This is a genomic window from Pseudomonas sp. ICMP 561 (assembly GCF_002699985.1).
Taxonomy (GTDB): Bacteria; Pseudomonadota; Gammaproteobacteria; order Pseudomonadales; family Pseudomonadaceae; genus Aquipseudomonas; species Aquipseudomonas quasicaspiana.
Genome location: NZ_LKBT01000021.1, coordinates 37,828 through 56,875 on the forward strand (window position 1 = coordinate 37,828; position 19,048 = coordinate 56,875).

Below are 19,048 nucleotides of genomic sequence, written 5' to 3' on the forward strand. Positions count from 1 at the left end.
CGGCTGGGGGCGCTGAGCTCTTGAGCAAGTAAACCGCATCGCCCCTAAAAAACGCCCGGGCGACCATCGCCTGGGCGTTGTTTTTTCTACTACAGCAAAAAGGAATCGCCCGCATGTTGGACGCCAATCTTAAAGCCCAGCTGAAATCCTACCTGGAACGGCTTACCCGTCCGGTGGAGATCGTCGCGTCCCTCGATGACGGCGCGAAATCCCAGGAAATGCTGGCGTTGCTCAACGACGTGATCAGCGTCTCGAAAGACATTACGCTCAACGACAGCGGCACCGACGCGCGTACTCCGTCGTTCTCGCTCAATAGCCCGGGACAAGACATCAGCCTGCGTTTCGCCGGTATCCCGATGGGCCACGAATTCACCTCGCTGGTATTGGCGCTGTTGCAGGTAGGCGGCTATCCATCCAAGGCCAGTGCGGACACTATCGAGCAAATTCGCGCTCTTGAAGGCGATTTCACGTTCGAAACCTATTTCTCCCAGTCTTGCCAGAACTGCCCGGATGTCGTCCAGGCACTTAATCTGATGGCTGTGCTCAACCCTAATATCAAGCACGTCGCTATCGATGGCGCGCTGTTCCAGGACGAAGTCACTGATCGCCACATCATGTCGGTGCCAAGCATCTACCTGAACGGCGAGCTGTTCGGTCAGGGCCGCATGGGCCTGGAAGAAATTCTGGCCAAGATCGACACCGGTGCCGGTGATCGTCAGGCACAGAAGCTCAACAGCAAAGATGCTTTCGACGTGTTGGTCGTTGGCGGTGGCCCGGCCGGTTCTGCAGCGGCTGTCTATGCAGCCCGTAAAGGTATTCGTACCGGCGTGGCGGCGGAGCGTTTCGGTGGTCAGGTGCTGGACACCATGGCGATCGAGAACTTCATTTCCGTGCAACACACTGAAGGTCCAAAGCTCGCCGTTGCTCTAGAAGAGCACGTCAAGCAATACGAAGTGGACATCATGAACCTGCAGCGTGCTGACCAGTTGATTGCTGGTAAAGACGGCGCATTGCATGAAGTGAAGTTTGCAAGCGGGGCAAGCCTCAAGGCCAAGACCCTGATCCTTGCTACTGGCGCACGCTGGAGGGAGATGAACGTTCCTGGCGAACAGCAATATCGCAACAAGGGTGTTGCTTACTGCCCGCACTGCGACGGTCCACTGTTCAAAGGCAAGCGCGTCGCGGTCATCGGCGGCGGTAACTCGGGCGTTGAAGCGGCCATCGACCTCGCGGGTATCGTGGCTCACGTCACACTGCTGGAGTTTGATGTGCAGTTGCGTGCTGACGCGGTGTTGCAACGCAAGCTGACCAGCTTGCCGAACGTTACGGTCATCACCAATGCGCAGACCACTGAAGTCACTGGTGACGAGCAGAAGGTCAACGGCTTGCGTTACAAGAACCGTGTGAATGGTGAAGAAGTCACGGTGGAGCTGGAAGGTATCTTCGTGCAGATTGGTCTGCTGCCTAACACCGATTGGCTCAAAGGCAGTATCGAGCTGTCGCCACGCGGTGAAATCGTTGTGGATTCACGTGGCGAAACGTCCATTCCCGGGATCTTCGCTGCAGGTGACGTCACTACCACGCCTTACAAGCAGATCATCATTGCTTTGGGGGAGGGCGCCAAAGCCTCACTCAGCGCTTTTGATCACTTGATCCGGACCTCCGCACCGGCCTAAGCAAATCTTCAGGCGATAAAAAAGGGCCTCATGAACATTCATGAGGCCCTTTTTGCTTTTAGCTTACAGCGGTGTTGGCTGGATGATTTCTACCCAGTAGCCATCCGGGTCCTTGATGAACGCCAGGCTGTTCATACGGCCGTCAGCCAGGCGCTTCTGGAAGTCCACGCCCAGTGCTTCAAAACGTTCGCAGGCAACATGCACGTCCGGCACGGAAATGCAGATGTGACCGAAGCCGCGAGGATCGGCGTTGCCGTTGTGGTAGGCGAACGCCGGGTCTTTTTCGGTGCCATGGTTGTGCGTCAGCTCGAGGATGCCCGGGATCGATTTCATCCATACGTTACGAGCAGCGTCGTCTGCCGGAATCTGGCTTTTGTCCACCAGCGCCAGGAAGTACAGGCTGAATTCGGCTTCAGCAAAATCGCGCTTTTCAACCAGACTGAAACCCAACACCCGGGTGTAGAAGTCCAGTGAAGCGGTGATGTCCTTGACCCTCAGCATGGTGTGATTGAACACGAATTGCCGGGTCGCAGCTTCCGGCTCTGCGGTCACGCCAGGGAAGGTATTAAGGTCTTGCAGGCTCATGGATATCTCCGGTTGAGGTCTTCTGTATGCACAAATGATACGGGCCACCCGCGTCGAAGCCAAACCTGTGTGGCAAATGAAGTGCGCCGGGCCTTGTTACTGAGGAGCCGGGCGGGCAGACTTCATCGTTTATGCACTCGGTAATGGCTTTTATGGACTTCGGTGACGCCGCTCATGATTGACCCGCGATACAGATATTCATTCATTGGTTTTTGCCTGGTACTGATTGCTGGTGCCGCTCATGCGAGTGACGCGGTGATCCTATGGCCCAGCGGATGGGAGGTCGAAGACCTTAGCGCAGGGCAGTCCGATTCAGTTCAGCCTTCACTACAGTCCCGGCAGCGGGCTGCCAAAAATGATCAGGCAGGCAATCCAGTGATGGTGATGGAACTTACGCAGTCGCGTCTGGCGTCAGGTCACCAGGTCAATGTAGAGGGCGTATTGCTGGAGATGCGCAAGGCCGTGCAGGTCAATTTTGCCCGCAGCGGTTTCCAGAGTGTGTGTACCCGAGTGCGTGCCACGGAGCTGAGCAAAATTCCGGCAGTTGAGACGACGTGTACGATTACCCAGAACGGAGTGCACGTCATGACCCAGACGCTGGTAGCAGCGGCGACAGCCAATACCGCGTGGTCGCTGTCTTACGCCGGTTCTGCGGCCGGCTACGCGGAGACGAAGGACGAGGCCTTACAGATCCGCAGCACGCTGCGCCTGGACGGTGCGCAATGATCGCGGAACACGAATTTCAGGCAAAAAGAAGCCCGCCGAAGCGGGCATTGGGGCGCTAATCCTTTAGCAGCCTCTATCTTGGGATAGTGCCTGTGAAAAAATCGTGAATCTCGTGAGAAAAATCTGGAACGCTCGTACTTATAAATATCGGAATAGTCTGACAAGTTCGTATGATAAAACTCGTCGTTATTAGCAATGATTGACGATTCCCTTTAGCGGTTATGGCTCAATCATTATTGGTGATACCTGGGGTATATAAATAGATATCGCTGCCCGAGGCATTAACTGTAGTGGATGTCGTGACCGCGGCGAGGGTGGTCGAACTTTATTGAACGATATTGAACCGCGGTCCGGTATGAAGAAAGCGGTTAATGCGGAAGAATTATATCTGACGCCAGAGAGTTGTCACTCCGATAAAAAAGCCCTGCTGTGCAGGGCTTTTTTATGCAACGAACTTGATTAAGCACGAAGCCATGAGTCGACGGTATCTACGCCGTATTGCTCTTTCCAGGATTTCAGACCGCGGTGGTTACCACCTTTGGTCTCGATCAGTTCGCCGGTATGCGGGTTCTGATAAACCTTTACGACGCGTGCGCGACGGCGCTTTGGCCCTGCGGCTGCCGGCAGGGACGAAGAGCCTTTAGGGTCGAGGATCGTGATGATATCGCGTAGCCCCTTGTCGTAGGTCCTCATCAAAGCCTGGAGCTTCTGTTCGAACTCGATCTCCTTCTTCAGGCCCGCATCATTCTTCAAGGACTCCAACTGAGCCAGCTGTTCCTGAAGGGCTTTTTCTGCTGCGCGAAACTCTGCAAGTCTGGACAAATAACATACTCCAACGGTGAGTGGCTGTTACCAGCGTCACAAAACGATATGACAAGAACTAGGGCTCACACGCGTATTCGATCCTCCGTTGGGGAATCCAAAGCGCGTTTTTGTCCTGATGAAAATGGGAGCTTCCTGTCGCTTTCGTTTTGATGAAAAAAGGTAGTTGTAATCTGTAGCGGGTAAATCATGCACTTTTTTTTTGACTTAGAAAATAGTTTTGATGCGATTAACCAGGCGCATGGATGATTACAGTTGGTCGCGACGCTACTCATGTTGTCTTATCTGATGAAGTCGGCTGTAAGTTATTTCTGATATTAGACGGCCACAGAAATAGACCGGCTTTATCGTCAAAACGGGTCTCGAGGCGACAGTTTCTGCTATAGCCCCTGCTGCAGCGCGGGGTCGTCGGGGTTCTGCTGTTCAAGCCCGGCTTGCAGTACCTGAACGTTTTGCAATTGTCCGGTTTCCTTCCAGTATCGAATCAATAAAATCCGTGCCTTGCGGTTGGCTGGCTGACGCTGGAGGATTTCAGCCAATTGTTTCTGTGCTGCCTCTACCTGTTCCAGGTCGTGAAGCGCCACGGCCAGATCGTAGCGATAGTCGGTGTTGTCAGGTTCCAGCTCAACAGCCTTGGCCAGTGCCAGCAAGGCATATTCGGTTTGGTCGTGCACCAGCAGCCACATACCCAAGGCATGCTGAAGCCTTGAGGAGTGCGGGTGTTGCGCCAGTAGTTGTGCAAGCAACTGACGTGCGCGCTCGGCTTGCCCTTGCTGGTCGAGTTGATCGAGGTAGGCAATGGCCACATCCAGATTTTTCGGCTCGGCGTCCATTGCGGCCTTCAACACTGAGAGCGCAGTAGTCTTTTCACCGCTGTGTGTCAGTAAACGAGCCAGTTGCAGTTGGTTCGTGCCCGTGGCGGGCTGCGCTTTGAGGCTGGCCGTGCAGAGGTCGACGCTGTGTTGCAAGGCTGCGAAGTACAGGCCGAGTTCGTCGGGAGACAAGTCGAGCAAGGCCATGGTCGCAGCCAGACGAACCGCCGCCTCGGGGTCTTCAAGCAATGGCCCCAGCAAGATACTGCGCTTGCCGTCGGGGAGCATTTTTGTGGTGACTTCAATCGCTGCCTGACGGATGAGGACTGAGTCGCTCTGCAGGGCGGCATCCAGCAGTTTAAGTGCCTGGGGGCTCGGGTAGTTGGCGAGCTCGGCCAGCAGGCTAGCGCGACGAATATCGGAAAGGTCGTTGCGGGCAAGGTGTTGGTAGAGGACCCTTGCAGCGCCAGGTTTTCCGTTATGCGCCAGTTCCAGGGCTTCACCGTAAGTCTGGCTGAGCACCGGGGGAGCAGGCGGGACGGACCATTGGCGTGTCAGGTAAACGACGCCGATCAGCGCAATCAGGATTAATCCGGCGATTAGTGCTATGCGGCGGCGGGCCGATGTTTTTGAAAAAAAGCCTCGAACAGGCATGAGAGTACCGATATCCATTTCTTTACGGCTTGCAGCTTCGTGGAGGGATGGCTTGGTGTCAAACGATGTATGTTGAGTGACCGGTATCTATAGCTCTTCCATTTAGTGATTTATGTGTACATATCCGTTATCGCGTTATTGGCCTTTATTGGTTGCGCCCTTACGGCGCCTCACTTTTGAACATCCGGAAGCCGGCCCAGACAAAAGTAAGCAAAACGCTCTTGCCCCATCACTCGGCACCTCGCTGGTGCTCGGTGTACCCGCCCGCAGATCCTGAACCGTGGGCCGCCGCAATGGGCCATCCATGGCCCGGTGCGGCTAACCCGGCGTCCTGCCGGGTTGCCCACGGTTCAGAATCTGCGTTCGGCCAGCGTGATTTAACGGGGCGCCCAAAATCAAAAGCGCGGCGGCCTGACAGCCGACCTGATTTGTGAACTTTCCGGGCTTCTGTAGGAGCTGCCGAAGGCTGCGATGCGGTGTGTCAGACGACGAATGTGTTGGTTGTGGTGACGTCTCGCGAACAAGTTCGCTCCTACCGATCCGAGGTGAAATCGCTGCTTTTGATCTGCTTTTGATCTTAAGCGCCCCGTTAAACCACGACGGCCGGAATTCGATATTGCTGCGTGGGGCAAACCGGCAGGGATGCCGGTTTAGCCGCCTCAGGCCATGGATGGCCGGTGGCGGCGGCCCCACGCAGCAATGTCGGATTACGGGCATGCCGAGCCCAGGCGAGGGACCGAGTGGTGGGGCAAGAGCGTTTTGCTTACTTTTGTCTGGGCCGGCTTCCGGATCTATCAAAAGTGAGGCGCCGTAAGGGCGCAACCAATAGAAGCCAATAACGCGGTAACGGATATGTACCCAAGAATAACCAAACGCCAGACACCCAAAAGCCCCAGGAGCGGGGCTTTTTGGTTTAAGCATTCAATCCATCAAGCCTGTGGCTGCCAGCCTCCGCCCAGTGCTTTATAGATAGCGACGATGCCGTGATATAGCTCAATCTCGGCCTGAGCCTGCGAGTCCTCGGCCGCCAGACGCTCGCGTTCTGCGTCCAGCAGCACCAGGAAGTCTGCGGTGCCTTCCCGATACTGAATCGAGGCAAGATTAGCCGCAGCGCGGCTCGCTTCACTTTGACGAATCAACGAGACCAGGCGTTGTTGACGTTTGTCATAGTCGCTAAATGCGTTCTCCGACTCCTCCAGCGCCAACAACACCTGCTGCTCATAATTCGCCAACGCGCCTTCAGCATCGGCATCGGCGCCACGAATCCGTGCCCGCACGCTCCCCAGATCAAACGCAGCCCAGGAAATGCTTGGCCCCAGCGACCAGGCTCTGGCGGCTGACGAACCGATTTGCGATCCCCGGCCAGCGGTGAAACCCAGAAAACCACTCAGGCTGACGCGCGGGAACAAATCAGCCGTCGCCACACCAATACGCGCAGTGGAGGAGGCCAGCTGACGTTCAGCGGCGCGAATGTCCGGGCGCTGACGCAACACCTGCGTCGGGTCACCAATAGGCAGCGCCTTGGCAATCGCCGGCAGTTTCGCCGGGCTCAGGTCGACACTCAGGCTTTCCGGACGCTCACCCAGCAACGTTGCAATGCGGTTACGCTGACGCACCTGTTCGGCCTGTAATTGCGGAACCGAGGCTTCGACGGCGGCAAGACGCGCATCGGCACGCATGACATCCAGCTCGTTGCCTACCCCGGCGTCACGCAGTTGTGCCGTAACTCCGCGGGATTCCTGCTGGTTTTTCAGGTTTTCCCGAGCAATGGCCTCACGCAATTGCGCACCACGCAACTGCCCATAGGCGTCGACCACTTCGGCCGTCAGCGTGACCTGAAGCTGGTACAGATTGGCTTCGGCAACGTCCTGATCGGCTTCGCTGGCTTCCAGCTCACGCTGAATGCGGCCGAACAAATCGAGCTCCCAAGCCATGTCCAGGCCCAGATCGTAACGTTCACTGCTGACCCGGCGTTCAGTGATGCCTGGCTGCTGGCCTTTGCCCAGGTCACTGCTGACCCGGCTGGTAACAACAGGCATGGCGTCATTGCTGACGTCGTCGCGGATTGCCCGAGCCGCTTTGAGGCGGGCGAAGGCGACACGTAGTTCGCGGTTGTCATTCAACGATTTGGCGACCAACTGGTTCAAGGTTGGATCTTCAAACTGCTGCCACCAGATGGTTTCCTGATGACTGCGGTCAAACTTGTCCTGGGTCGCCGAAGCGACCTTGGCAGCGGCGGTGTCGGGAGCCTTGTAGTCAGGGCCGACAGCGCACGCCGCCAGCGCCAGAACCAGCAGGCTGGGCATGAACAGCTTTAACGAATTCATTAATGCGCCTCCGGGTTCAGGTTTTGCAGGCGTTGTACCTTGGCCGCCTTGCGGGCCTCTTTGCGCTCGACATAGTTACGAATCAGCACGTAGAACACCGGCGTCAGCAGCAGGCCGAAGAAGGTGACCCCGAGCATCCCCGAGAACACCGCTACACCCATGGCGTGACGCATTTCTGCACCGGCACCGCTGGAGAACACCAGAGGCACAACCCCCATGATGAACGCGAAGGACGTCATCAGAATCGGACGCAGACGCAGGCGGCACGCTTCCAGTACGGCTTCCAGCGGCGACATGCCTTCGGTTTGCTTGTCCTTGGCGAACTCGACGATAAGAATCGCGTTCTTACAGGCCAGTCCCACCAGAACAATCAGTCCGATCTGGGTAAAGATGTTGTTATCGCTACCCGACAGAATCACCCCGGTGATGGCCGACAGCAATGTCATCGGTACGATCAGGATCACCGCCAGTGGCAGGCTCCAGCTTTCATACTGAGCAGCCAGTACCAGGAAGGCCAACAGTACGCACAGCGGGAACACCAGCAGTGCTGTATTGCCGGACAGGATTTGCTGATACGTGATCTCGGTCCACTCGTAGGTCATACCGTTAGGCAGTTCGTCCTTGAGCAGTTTTTCCACGGCGGTCTGAGCCTGACCCGAGCTGTAACCCGGAGCCGCAGCGCCGTTGATCTCGGCGGTGATGAAGCCGTTGTAGTGCATGACTCGATCCGGCCCTGCGGTGTCGCTGACCTTGATGAAGGTTGCCAGCGGAATCATTTCGCCCAGATTGTTGCGCACCTTGAGCTGACCAATCTGATCGGCGTCCTGGCGGAACTGTTGTTCAGCCTGAACGTTGACCTGATAAGTACGGCCGAAACGGTTGAAATCGTTGGCGTACAGCGAGCCCAGGTAAACCTGCAGCGTGTCGAAGATATCGCTGATCGCCACGCCGTGGGTCTTGGCTTTTTCACGGTCGATGGCAGCATCGACCTGCGGTACGTTCACGGTGTAACTGGTGAACAGCCCGGCCAGTTCCGGCACGCTGTGGCTCTTGGCGATGATGTTCATCGTCTCTTTATAGAGCTCGTCGTAACCCAGGTTGCCACGGTCTTCGATCTGCAGGCGGAAGCCGCCGATGGTGCCCAGACCTTGTACGGGTGGCGGCGGGAAGATCGCCATGTAGGCATCCTGAATTTCGCCGAACTTGCCGTTCAGTGCACCCGCGATGGCGCCTGCCGAAAGGCTGGCGTCTTTGCGATCCTCAAAAGGTTTTAGGGTCACGAACACGATGCCAGCGTTCGGGCTGTTGGTGAAGCCGTTGATGGACAGGCCCGGGAACGCTACCGCACTTTCCACGCCGTCCTGCTTGAGGGCGATGTCGGACATGCGTTTGATGACGTCTTCGGTACGGTCCAGGCTGGCAGCGTCCGGCAACTGGGCGAAAGCTACCAGGTACTGTTTGTCCTGCGGCGGTACGAAACCGGTCGGTGTGGTGGCGAAACCGAAGTAAGTCAGCACCATCAGGCCGCCGTACAGCACCAGTGCAATGCCGCTGCTGCGAATTACACGCCCGACAATCCCCACGTAGCTATTACTGGCGCGTTCAAACACACGGTTGAACGGGCGGAACAGCCAACTCCCGAACATTTTGTCGAGGCCACGTGAGAAGCGATCCTTGGGCGCGTCGTGAGCCTTGAGCAACACGGCGGACAACGCCGGTGAAAGGGTCAGCGAGTTGAAGGCCGAAATCACCGTGGAAATCGCGATCGTCAGGGCAAACTGTTTGTAAAACTGCCCCGTCAATCCGGAGATGAACGCAGCCGGGATGAATACCGCACAGAGCACCAGCGCCGTGGCGATGATGGGTCCTGTCACTTCTTTCATGGCCCGTTTGGTGGCTTCAACGGGGTTCAGTCCGAGTCCGATGTTCCGTTCGACGTTTTCCACTACTACGATGGCGTCGTCGACCACGATACCGATGGCCAGCACGAGTCCGAAAAGCGATAGCGCGTTGAGCGAGAAGCCGAACATGTGCATGACGGCGAATGTACCGATCAATGACACTGGCACAGCTGCCAATGGAATGATCGAGGCCCGCCAGGTTTGCAAGAACAGGATGACCACCAGCACAACCAGGATCAACGCTTCGAACAGCGTATGAATAACCGCTTCAATCGAGCCGCGAACAAAGATTGTCGGGTCGTAAACGATGCTGAAATCCATGCCTTCCGGGAAGTTCTGTTTCAGCTCCGTCATCTTCGCCCGAACTTCGTTGGAGATGTCGATGGCGTTGGAGCCAGGGCGCTGGAAGATCGGGATCGCCACTGCAGGCTGGTTATCAAGCAATGAGCGCAAGGCGTACTGGTTGGAACCCAGCTCGACACGGGCGACATCGCGCAGACGAGTGATCTCGCCGTCAGCTCCGGAGCGAATCACGATGTTTTCGAATTCTTCTTCGCTGACCAGGCGGCCCTGGGTGTTGACCGACATCTGGAAGCTGGTAGCACTAGGCGAGGGCGGCGCGCCCAACTGACCCGCAGCGACCTGACGGTTCTGTTCGCGAATAGCGTTCACAACGTCGGTCGCGGTCAGATTGCGCGAGGCGGTCTTGTTTGGATCCAGCCAGACCCGCAGCGAATAGTCGCCCATACCAAACAACTGCACGTCACCGACACCGCCAAGGCGCGCCAGCTCATCCTTGATGTTAAGGATCGCGTAGTTGGACAGGTACAGCATGTCGTAGCGTTTATCCGGCGAGGTCAGGTGGACCACCATCGTCAGATCGGGCGACGCCTTGTCCACGGTGATACCGATGCGCGTCACTTCTTCAGGCAGTTTCGGTTCGGTCCGGGTGACCCGGTTCTGAACCTGTACCTGCGCGTTGTCCAGGTCAGTGCCCAGTGCGAAAGTGATGGTCAGGGTGATCTTGCCGTCAGCGGTGGATTGCGAGGACATGTACAGCATGTTCTCGACGCCGGTGATGGCCTGTTCCAGCGGAGCGGCTACGGTTTCGCCGATGACCTTTGGGTTGGCGCCCGGGAAGTTGGCGCGAACGACGACGGTAGGTGGCACAACTTCGGGGTATTCACTGATCGGCAACTGGAACAGCGAGATGGAGCCTGCGATCAGAATCAACAGCGACAGTACTGCCGCGAAGATCGGACGCGAAATAAAGAATTGAGAGAAGTTCATCAGTGGTTTCCCTTAACCGCGTGGCGCGGAGATGCCGGCAACCTTTTCAGGTGCTTTAGGCTTCACTTGCGGCAGGTTGCTGGCTTCCAGAGCCTGGCGTTGTTTGAGCAGTGCAGCGAGCGTCTCGGCGCTGGCCATCGGGGTCTCTTCCGGTGTGACCGGTTGACCGGGGCGGACGCGTTGCAGGCCCTTGACCACGATGGTGTCGTCTTTGCTCAGGCCGCTGCGTACGATTCGCAGGCCTTCGACTTTCGGACCCAGTTCGACTGTGCGATACGTCGGCTTGTTGTCCTGACCCATGACCAGTACGAATTTCTTGCCGAGGTCGGTGCCCACCGCTTCGTCATTGATCAGCACCGCTGAGTAAACGCCGCTGCCCACCAGCTTGACCCGTGCGTACAGGCCTGGAGTGAAGCTGCCATCGCTGTTGTCGAACACAGCGCGACCACGAATGGTGCCGGTCCGCGGGTTGACCTGGTTGTCGACAAAGTTCATCTGGCCCTGATGCGGGTTACCCACTTCATTGGAAAGACCCAAGTACACCGGGGTGGCCTGGCCACGTTGGCCTTTGCGCGCCAGCTCGGTGTATTTAAGGAAGACACGCTCGTCAGCGTCGAAGTAGGCGTAGACCTTGTCGGTGGAAACCACACTGGTCAGCGGGGTGACATCAGCGGTGACGATGTTACCGGCAGTGATTTCGGCGCGGCTGACACGGCCACTGATCGGCGATGTCACGCGGGTAAAACTCAGGTTCAGTTTTGCCAGATCCAGTTGCGCCTGAATGGCGGCTACCCCGGCGCGGGCTTCCTGTGCGGTGGTGGTACGCGAGTCGGCCAGTTCGGCGGAAATGGCATTGTTGGTACGCAGGCGTTCGCCGCGCTGGGCTTCGTTGTCACTGCGGTTTGCAGTAGCGCGAGCCTGTTGCAGCTGAGCTTCGAGGCGGCGAACTTCAGACTGGAAAGGGCGAGGGTCGATCTGGAACAGCACATCGCCTTTCTTGACCAGTGCGCCATCAGTGAAAGCCACTGAGTCGATCTGGCCGGAAACCCGCGGGCGGATTTCAACAGTTTCCGGTGCTTCGAGGCGTCCGGTGAATTCATCCCATTCGTTGACGGGTTGCTCCAGCACTTTCGCCACGCTGACTTTAGCGGCAGCAGGCGCGACCGTCGCTTCAGGTGCTCCGCCGCAAGCGCTGATCACCACCAACGCCAACGCGGCGAGAGGGAAGCGCAATTGATTGAATTTCTGAGCCATGGGAATGTCCGCCGGAATATTAAGATGGGCGGATTCTGTTCTTGAGGGTTGTATTGCACGAATCGAATGAAACAAAAGTTAATATCATTCGGAATGATATTGAGTATGTCTCTGCCAGTAATAATCCGATGGTTTGCGGAGTTGCGCAGAATCCTGTGGGAGCAGAGCTTGCTCGCGATAAGGCTGGACGCGATTCACTTTGGACCGCCTCCAGCCTTATCGCGAGCAAGCTCTGCTCCCACAGATCCTCATTCGCAGATAAATAGCGCAGTATCACTAATCAACTAAAAATCATAAGCCAGCTTGGTGTACCAGTAACCGCCACCCGGGTAGAACGGCGGGTTGCCATAAGGTGCCAGACCAAGGTTGCTGTAAACAGCGTTTTTCGACGGCCGCACATCAAAGATGTTGGTGCCGCCAATGCTCACCGTCAGTTGGTCAATAAAGGTGTAGCTGATATCCAGATCGGTAATCCATTTGGCCCCAAAACTCCGGTCGCCTCCTGGGTTGACGGCCAGTGTCTTGACGGCCCCGTAGCGGCTGGTCTGCAGGTTGACCGCCAGGTCTTCGACTTTCCAGTTGGCACCCAGAATCCATTTGGTTTTGGGTGAGGCTTCGGTCAGGTCGCCTTCGCGGTCCCGGCCTACCAGTGTTACGCCGGAGTTGGCCAGAGCGGCGGGGGTGTCGGTAACCCCCTCTATAGTGGTCTTGTTCCAGTTGAACCCCAGGCTCCAGCGCACATCACCCCAGCCATTCAATGGCGTGGTGTGGTCAGCAACGATATCCAGTCCCCGTGTGCGGGTGTCGAACGCGTTGGTGTAATAGTTGACCCAGGTTCCCGAAGGAACGCCTTGAGCGGCGAGAATGCCATTGATAACGCCATTACCCTGATCATAAATGTTGCTGGTCAGGGCAATGCGGTCATCAATGTCGATCAGGTAGGCATCGGCCGTGACGCTGGTGCGTGGTGCCGGTTGCCAGGTCAAACCCAGGCCAAGGTTGCGCGATTTTTCAGGCTTCAGATCATCGCCGCCCAAGGCTTTGGCCAGGTTGCTGCCTGACGGAGTAAGCCGGGTCACGGCGGGTACAACGTTACCGTTCACGTCGACGGCGACCCGGTTGTCTGCAACCGTATAACCGATCTGGGTCAGGGAGGGCGCCCGGAAACCGGTGCCGACCGTGCCCCTTACAGCGACCGAATCGGTCAGTTCATAGCGGGAGTTCACTTTCAGGCCGAAGGTGTTGCCTGAATCATCGTCGTAATGTTCAACCCGTCCTGCGACGTCCAGAAACCAGCGATCGGTCAGATCAAAGCCCAGATCCAGGTAACCCGCGTAGTTGTTGCGAATCAGGTTGACCTCATCCTCCGGACGAATAGTGACTGCCGCTTGCGCGCCCGATGCAGCTGGATAGGTGCCCGTGATATAAGCCTCGGGATCCCCGGCAAAGGTGCTGAAACGTTCCCAGCGATGTTCCAGGCCTGCCGATACCTGAACCGGGGAGGTCAGCTGGAACAGGCTGTCATAGCGACGCGTAAAGTCCAGATTGTTGACCCATTGCTCAAAGCGAAACGTCGCCAGGTTGTCGAATCGGGTGGGCGACGCGGTGCCCAGTGACGGGTTGATATTCAGGTCGCTGGAGTGATGAACGTTGTTGCGCCCGTAAGTGGTGCTCAGGTCCCAGTTCCAGTCAGCCACTTCGCCCTTGCCACCGAACAGGAACTGGTAATCCGTGTCCTTGATGTTGTTCAGCGGGTAGTAACCGTCGGGGAATACTTCCGGTACTGCTGCGGTGCCGGTGGGCAAGCGGAAGTAATTGGCAGCCTCGGCGTCACGCTCACCGTAAGTTGTGAAGGAATACAGCGTCAGGTCTTCCAGGGGCAGTTCGGCGTTGTAGGCCAGGTTGAAGGCCTTGAGATCCGGATCGCCGTTTTTGATCGCGACCCGATCCCAGGCCGCCTCTTTTACCGGGTCGCTGAACGCGCGAACGCTGCTGTCAGCCTTGTTGTTCCAGGACGCCTCGCCACGTTTGCGAGCGTCGGCAGAAAAGTGGAAAAAGCCTTCTTCACCGAGGGTGAAGCCCTGGTCGCCAGCAATCTTGATGGTTTCCCCGGCTCCGGAGAACAGCTTGCCGTAGGTGGTTTCATAGTGTCCGCCAGAATCACCGGATTTGAGAATGATGTTGATCACCCCGGCGACTGCATCGGAACCGTACTGAGCCGCAGCGCTGTCTTTGAGCACTTCGATGTGGTCCACGGCGCTGACCGGGATCAGGTCGATATCCACCGCATTGGCACCGCTGTTATCGATAGAGCCGCGCTGGCCTGTTGCGCCGTTGTGGCGGCGCTTGCCGTTAACCAGTACCAGTGTGTAGGCGGGGCCAAGGCTGCGGTTGCTCAATGGCCGGGTGACCGAGTTATAGCCCGCAATGTTGGTGCCGAAGTTGAAAGAGGGCAGCAGTTTCGCAATGGCTTCCGAAAGCTCAGCGCGACCGGTCTTGAGTAATTGCTCGCTATTGATGATGTCGATAGGCGCCGGGCTGTCCGCCACTGTTCGTTGTTGCCCGCGTACGCCGGTGGAGATCACTGTCACTGTACTGAGCCTGGACTCATCGTCGGCGGCATCGGCCACTGGCGAGAATACCCCCAGCAACAGAGCAGCGGCGAGTGTTAAAAGCGGATACGTTTTGGCAGCGCTTGCTGCGAGCGTCGTTGTCATGTCGGGCGGTGTCCATTGAACTGGCACTGGCCCGTGGCGAGGGTGCAGATGAGTTGGCCTGATAGAAAGGTGTGAAAGCTGGAACGATGTCGTCTGCACTGGATAGTATTTGCATAATAAAATCGTTGGAAATGCTTTTTTGGAATATTGATATTATTCTTTATCGGCATTTTATAAAGAAAATATATGAAAGTAATTGATGAAATTGCGATGCGTATAACAGCGCTCTACCTAATACTCCCGCGCATGGGCAGCAGCACCCTGATTGTAAATATTCGAGGTGGCACATAGCCATTCGTCGATAAAGATCAATAAAAATCGAAATCCAGCCGAAACATAATCAAGCCGCGCAACTTTTTACAGAATCCGCGAGTCGGAGCTGTAACCTGAATGATGTCTCATGGCCAGCATTTTAGTTAGCTTGTGAAATAATCGTTCGAAGTGCGCTTCAAGGGGCCAAAGAAGTCCCTGATTGTTTAGAGAAACGGATCGTTCTCACCCCCATCAAGAAAATATTGCCCATCAGGGCTGTGAGAATCTTCATGAACATCCTTGCACCTGCCGTGTACCTGTCCAGCCGTTTACGTTTTCCCGCAAAATTCGCCTTACTTGCATTAATAGTCCTCATTCCCTTGTCGCTGCTGGGTGGCCGAATCGTCAGTCAGATCAATGCCAGCATTGATGGTGTGCATTCCGAACAGGTGGGGCAGCGCTATTTGATGGACGTCACCCCGGTGCTTCGTCTATCGATGATGCAACGTGCGCTTACCAATCGCTTGCTGAGTGGCGACCCGACGGTTCAGGCTGATTTCTCGGCCAACCAGGCGAAGCTGCTGGATGCTTTTTCAAAGCTTGATTCCACTGACCGTCAATACAATATGGCGCTGGAAACCGGCGACCGCGTGCAACGTTTGCGCGCCGGGGCTCAGCGGCTCATCGATCAGGCCAGGCCGGGTGCCAACCCAGGGAAGGCATTCGATGACTGGAATGACCAGCTTGTTCAGACGCTGAACTTCATCTATTTCGTCTCTGCCACTTCCGGCATGGTCCTGGATGAGGATTACGCTTCGCTGTTCATGATCGACCAGAGCACAATCAGGCTACCTCGCCAGATCAACGTAGTGGGACAACTACGGGGCTTGTCCAGCGGTCTGCGCAACGGGCAACCGTTGACTGACGGCACACGTTCTACGCTGCAGTCACTGCTGAAGCTTGAAGCGCAGATCCGCATAGAACTGCAACAGAGCCTCAATCTGTTGCGTCGCAAGGAACCCGCTCTGGCTGACCGGATTCAACTCCCTGTGACCAACGCATTGGTGAATCTGGACAGTTTCCGTAATGACCTTGATTCGCTGATCGCTTCGACCAGCGACACCATCAGTGGCGTGCAGGACCTGCCAGCAAAAGGCAACGCTGTAGTGGCCGATTTGTACAAGGCCCAGGACATGCTGCAGGATTCTCTGTCGGCTTTGCTGGATCAGCGTATCGAAGAGAAGTCAGGCGAAAGAATGCTGATTCTGGGCGCATTGGCGTTCATGGGGCTGTTGCTGATTTACGGTTTCAGCGGAATCTACAGTTCCATGCGCCGGGCGATCGATAGCTTGCTGAGCGCTACCCAACTGATTGCGCAAGGCGATCTCACGGCCCGCGCAAAAGTGCAGGGCAAAGATGAGATGGCGGACATTGGCAATGGCCTCAACCATATGGCACAGGCATTCAGCACATCGCTGACTCAGGTTGAACAAAGCTCACAATCCGTATCGGACGCAGCTCAACGCCTCGGATTGTCAATCGAGCGAGCAAGACACTCAATGACCTCCCAGCAGGGTGAGACCGAACAGGTTGCCACGGCCATCAATGAAATGACCGCGAGTGTTGCGGATGTTGCGCAGAACACCGAGGGCGCCGCACGTGCCGCCGAGCAAGCCAGCCAGGCGTCAAGCACAGGTCTTGCAGTCATGCGCGACACCCGACTGACCGTTGAAGAACTGGCCAGTGAAGTTGAAGTCAGCGCCGAGAAGGTCTCTGCGCTGGCCGTGCACAGCCAGGAAATCGGCGGCGTGATCGAGGTTATCCGCAACATCGCCGATCAAACCAACCTGTTGGCGCTGAATGCTGCCATCGAAGCTGCCCGTGCAGGGGAGCAGGGCCGTGGCTTCGCGGTGGTTGCTGATGAAGTTCGGACCCTGGCTTCACGCACGCAGAATTCGACAGAAGAAATCCGCCGGATTATCCAGGAGTTGCAACTGGCGACAACCGCGGCGGTGGAGCAAATGAAAGCCGGCAGGCACCGGGCGCAGGATTGTATTGCCTCTGCAGATCAGGCAGCGGCCAGCCTTGATGAAATCAACGAGGGTGTCGAGCGGATTGTCGGGATGAATACCCAGATCGCCAGTGCGGCTGTACAGCAGCATGCGGTATCTGAAGACATCAACCGTAACGTCACCGAAATTCGCAACGGGAGCGAAGCGCTCAGGGAAGAGATAGAAGATAACGCCGTCACTGCCAACGAGCTGTCGACGTTGGCAGGTGAGCTACGAATGGTGGTGTCACGTTTCAAGATGTAGAACGTGGCTGACAACACTCATCTCATGACGTGTGAACGGAGCGGTCGTCTTTACAGATCGCTCCGGTTATCAGGGTAGCAGCAGGCTGCATTGCGCTATCCAACCGAATTCTCTTTGCTGTTCCGGTGCCCCATGCTCAATACCCTCCTGGATCGCCCAAGTGCCAAGGATCCTCAAATTCTGATCGAGGTCGAGCAGACCATCGCGTCAGGGGTGCGTGCATTGCGCTTCAGTGACGATCTTGAGCAACGCTACGAGGCCGAAACACTGGAACAGCGGCGTCAATTCATCACCATCGTCGGCATTGGAGGAGGACTGGTTTACAACCTGTTCCTGATCAGCGACTGGCTGACACTGCGCGATGTATTTGCTTACGTAGCACTCGGCAGGCTGTGCCTGATCACGCCGATGTTTATCGTCTTCCTGTTGTGGATCCAGCGGCTGAAAAAGCGCTGGGCGCTGGAAGCCATTGCGGCGACTGGCACTGTCGTCGCCTCGCTGATGCCACTGATCGTGATGATCTATAGCGACAGTCCGTATCGGCTTCACTACCAGTTGGGAATGCTGCTGCTCATGGTCTATTGCACCATGATCCAGCAACTGCCATTGCGTTACGCCGCGCTGGCGATGAGCCTGATGCTGGTCATCCAGCTTGTAACGACCTACATGGCAGATATCGCTGATTTTCTGATCTGGCAAGCCAATGCGTTGTTGTTTGTTTCGACAGTGGCACTGCTGTTGATGGCATCGTATTTTCTTGAGCGTGGTAGCCGGATGAGCTATCTGTTCGCCTTGCAAGGACGTCTGTTGCAGGTGCAATTGATGGAAATGGCCCGCACTGATGCGCTGACCCAATTGTTCAATCGCCGGTATCAGGATGAAGTACTGACATCGGTCTGGGATCACGCGGCGCGCTCGCCCAAGAAAGTCGCGGTCATCCTTCTGGATATAGATCACTTCAAAATCTACAACGACAGTTATGGTCATCCGCAGGGCGATATCTGTTTGAAACAGTTGAGTGGCGCTATTCAGCAGATTGCTAAAAAAGAGGGGGCGTTGACGTTTCGTTTTGGCGGTGAAGAGATTCTGGTGTTGATGCTGAATGCGGATCTCGCCAAAGCCAGCGCGTTAGCGGAGAGGCTGCGAGCGGCAGTCGCTGCCCTCGATGTACCACACCCGGCACTGGGCGAAGGTGCTCGAGTCTCCATCAGCCTGGGAGTCGCGGACGCCGTCGCGCCTCACGTCAGCGCCGGAGCCTTGATCGGTGCCGCTGACGCCGCGCTTTACTCCGCCAAGCATGCAGGGCGTGACTGCCTTCGCTGTGCTTAGCTCGAATTACTTGATGCAGTGCCGTTTTGAGCGAACTCTGGCGACTCTTTTCGGGTCCTGACCACAATCCCTGTGGGAGGTTATATGTTGGCCTGTAAACCTGTGAGAGCGAGGCTTGCCCGCGATGCAGACGACTCGGTTTGTCAGCTAGACCGTGTCATCGTTCATCGCGAGCAAGCTCACTCCTACAGGTGAGTACCTATATCTGAGCGGCGCCTGGGCCGAGCCGCATGCGGACGATAAAGGATAACGCGGTGTGTCTTCCAGCCGCGTCTCATGTATCGCGGGCAAGCCTGTTCTGGTCAAGTTTTTCCGGACACCGATTACGGTGATCAAGCCGCCTGCTGCTCCATAGCTATTGGCGACAAGTAGTTGTTGTAGCTGTGGA

At 56.6% G+C, this 19,048-nt stretch carries 11 protein-coding genes; 4 read left to right on the top strand and 7 right to left on the bottom strand.

The genetic code is table 11. The annotated features are described in order from the left end of the window. The first annotated feature begins 113 nt into the window (after positions 1 to 113). Entirely contained in the window at positions 114 to 1,676 is a 1,563-nt protein-coding gene (gene ahpF, locus AO242_RS16015) for an alkyl hydroperoxide reductase subunit F (protein WP_099269503.1), read from the top strand. A 63-nt stretch (positions 1,677 to 1,739) separates the two neighbouring features. Here the strand turns inward: ahpF and gloA are convergent, their stop codons facing one another. Then, the gene (gene gloA, locus AO242_RS16020) at positions 1,740 to 2,261 is read right to left on the bottom strand and encodes a lactoylglutathione lyase (protein ID WP_095097829.1); all 522 of its coding nucleotides are present in this window, start codon (positions 2,259 to 2,261) and stop codon (positions 1,740 to 1,742) included. A gap of 174 nt (positions 2,262 to 2,435) precedes the next feature. Between gloA and AO242_RS16025 the strand changes: the two genes are divergently transcribed. After that, entirely contained in the window at positions 2,436 to 2,987 is a 552-nt protein-coding gene (locus AO242_RS16025; RefSeq protein ID WP_099269504.1) for a DUF4946 domain-containing protein, read from the top strand. A 459-nt stretch (positions 2,988 to 3,446) separates the two neighbouring features. Here the strand turns inward: AO242_RS16025 and AO242_RS16030 are convergent, their stop codons facing one another. From AO242_RS16030 to AO242_RS16060, 6 genes are all read right to left on the bottom strand, one after another. After that, positions 3,447 to 3,809, bottom strand: coding sequence for a histone-like nucleoid-structuring protein, MvaT/MvaU family (locus AO242_RS16030; protein WP_099269505.1), 363 nt, complete (start codon positions 3,807 to 3,809; stop codon positions 3,447 to 3,449). Between the two features lie 380 nt (positions 3,810 to 4,189). After that, positions 4,190 to 5,293, bottom strand: coding sequence for a tetratricopeptide repeat protein (locus AO242_RS16035; protein ID WP_257153452.1), 1,104 nt, complete (start codon positions 5,291 to 5,293; stop codon positions 4,190 to 4,192). A 911-nt stretch (positions 5,294 to 6,204) separates the two neighbouring features. Further along, positions 6,205 to 7,602 carry an efflux transporter outer membrane subunit gene (locus AO242_RS16045; protein WP_099269506.1) on the bottom strand — a complete coding sequence of 466 codons (1,398 nt, stop codon included), beginning with the start codon at positions 7,600 to 7,602 and terminating at the stop codon, positions 6,205 to 6,207. Further along, the gene (locus AO242_RS16050; RefSeq protein ID WP_099269507.1) at positions 7,602 to 10,793 is read right to left on the bottom strand and encodes an efflux RND transporter permease subunit; all 3,192 of its coding nucleotides are present in this window, start codon (positions 10,791 to 10,793) and stop codon (positions 7,602 to 7,604) included. Before AO242_RS16050 ends, AO242_RS16045 begins: the two co-directional genes overlap by 1 nt. A gap of 12 nt (positions 10,794 to 10,805) precedes the next feature. Beyond that, positions 10,806 to 12,047: a multidrug efflux RND transporter periplasmic adaptor subunit MexE gene (mexE, locus tag AO242_RS16055; RefSeq protein WP_027898638.1), complete on the bottom strand. Its 1,242-nt coding sequence runs from the start codon at positions 12,045 to 12,047 to the stop codon at positions 10,806 to 10,808. A 284-nt stretch (positions 12,048 to 12,331) separates the two neighbouring features. Next, a complete protein-coding gene (locus AO242_RS16060) occupies positions 12,332 to 14,764 on the bottom strand; it encodes a TonB-dependent receptor plug domain-containing protein (RefSeq protein ID WP_099269508.1) in 2,433 nt (810 codons plus the stop codon). 542 nt (positions 14,765 to 15,306) lie between these two features. Between AO242_RS16060 and AO242_RS30395 the strand changes: the two genes are divergently transcribed. Both AO242_RS30395 and AO242_RS16070 read left to right on the top strand, forming a co-directional pair. Then, a complete protein-coding gene (locus AO242_RS30395) occupies positions 15,307 to 17,331 on the top strand; it encodes a methyl-accepting chemotaxis protein (protein WP_099269509.1) in 2,025 nt (674 codons plus the stop codon). A gap of 132 nt (positions 17,332 to 17,463) precedes the next feature. Further along, complete coding sequence (locus AO242_RS16070) at positions 17,464 to 18,660, top strand: GGDEF domain-containing protein (RefSeq protein ID WP_099269510.1); 1,197 nt, start codon at positions 17,464 to 17,466, stop codon at positions 18,658 to 18,660. The last annotated feature ends 388 nt before the right edge of the window (positions 18,661 to 19,048 follow it).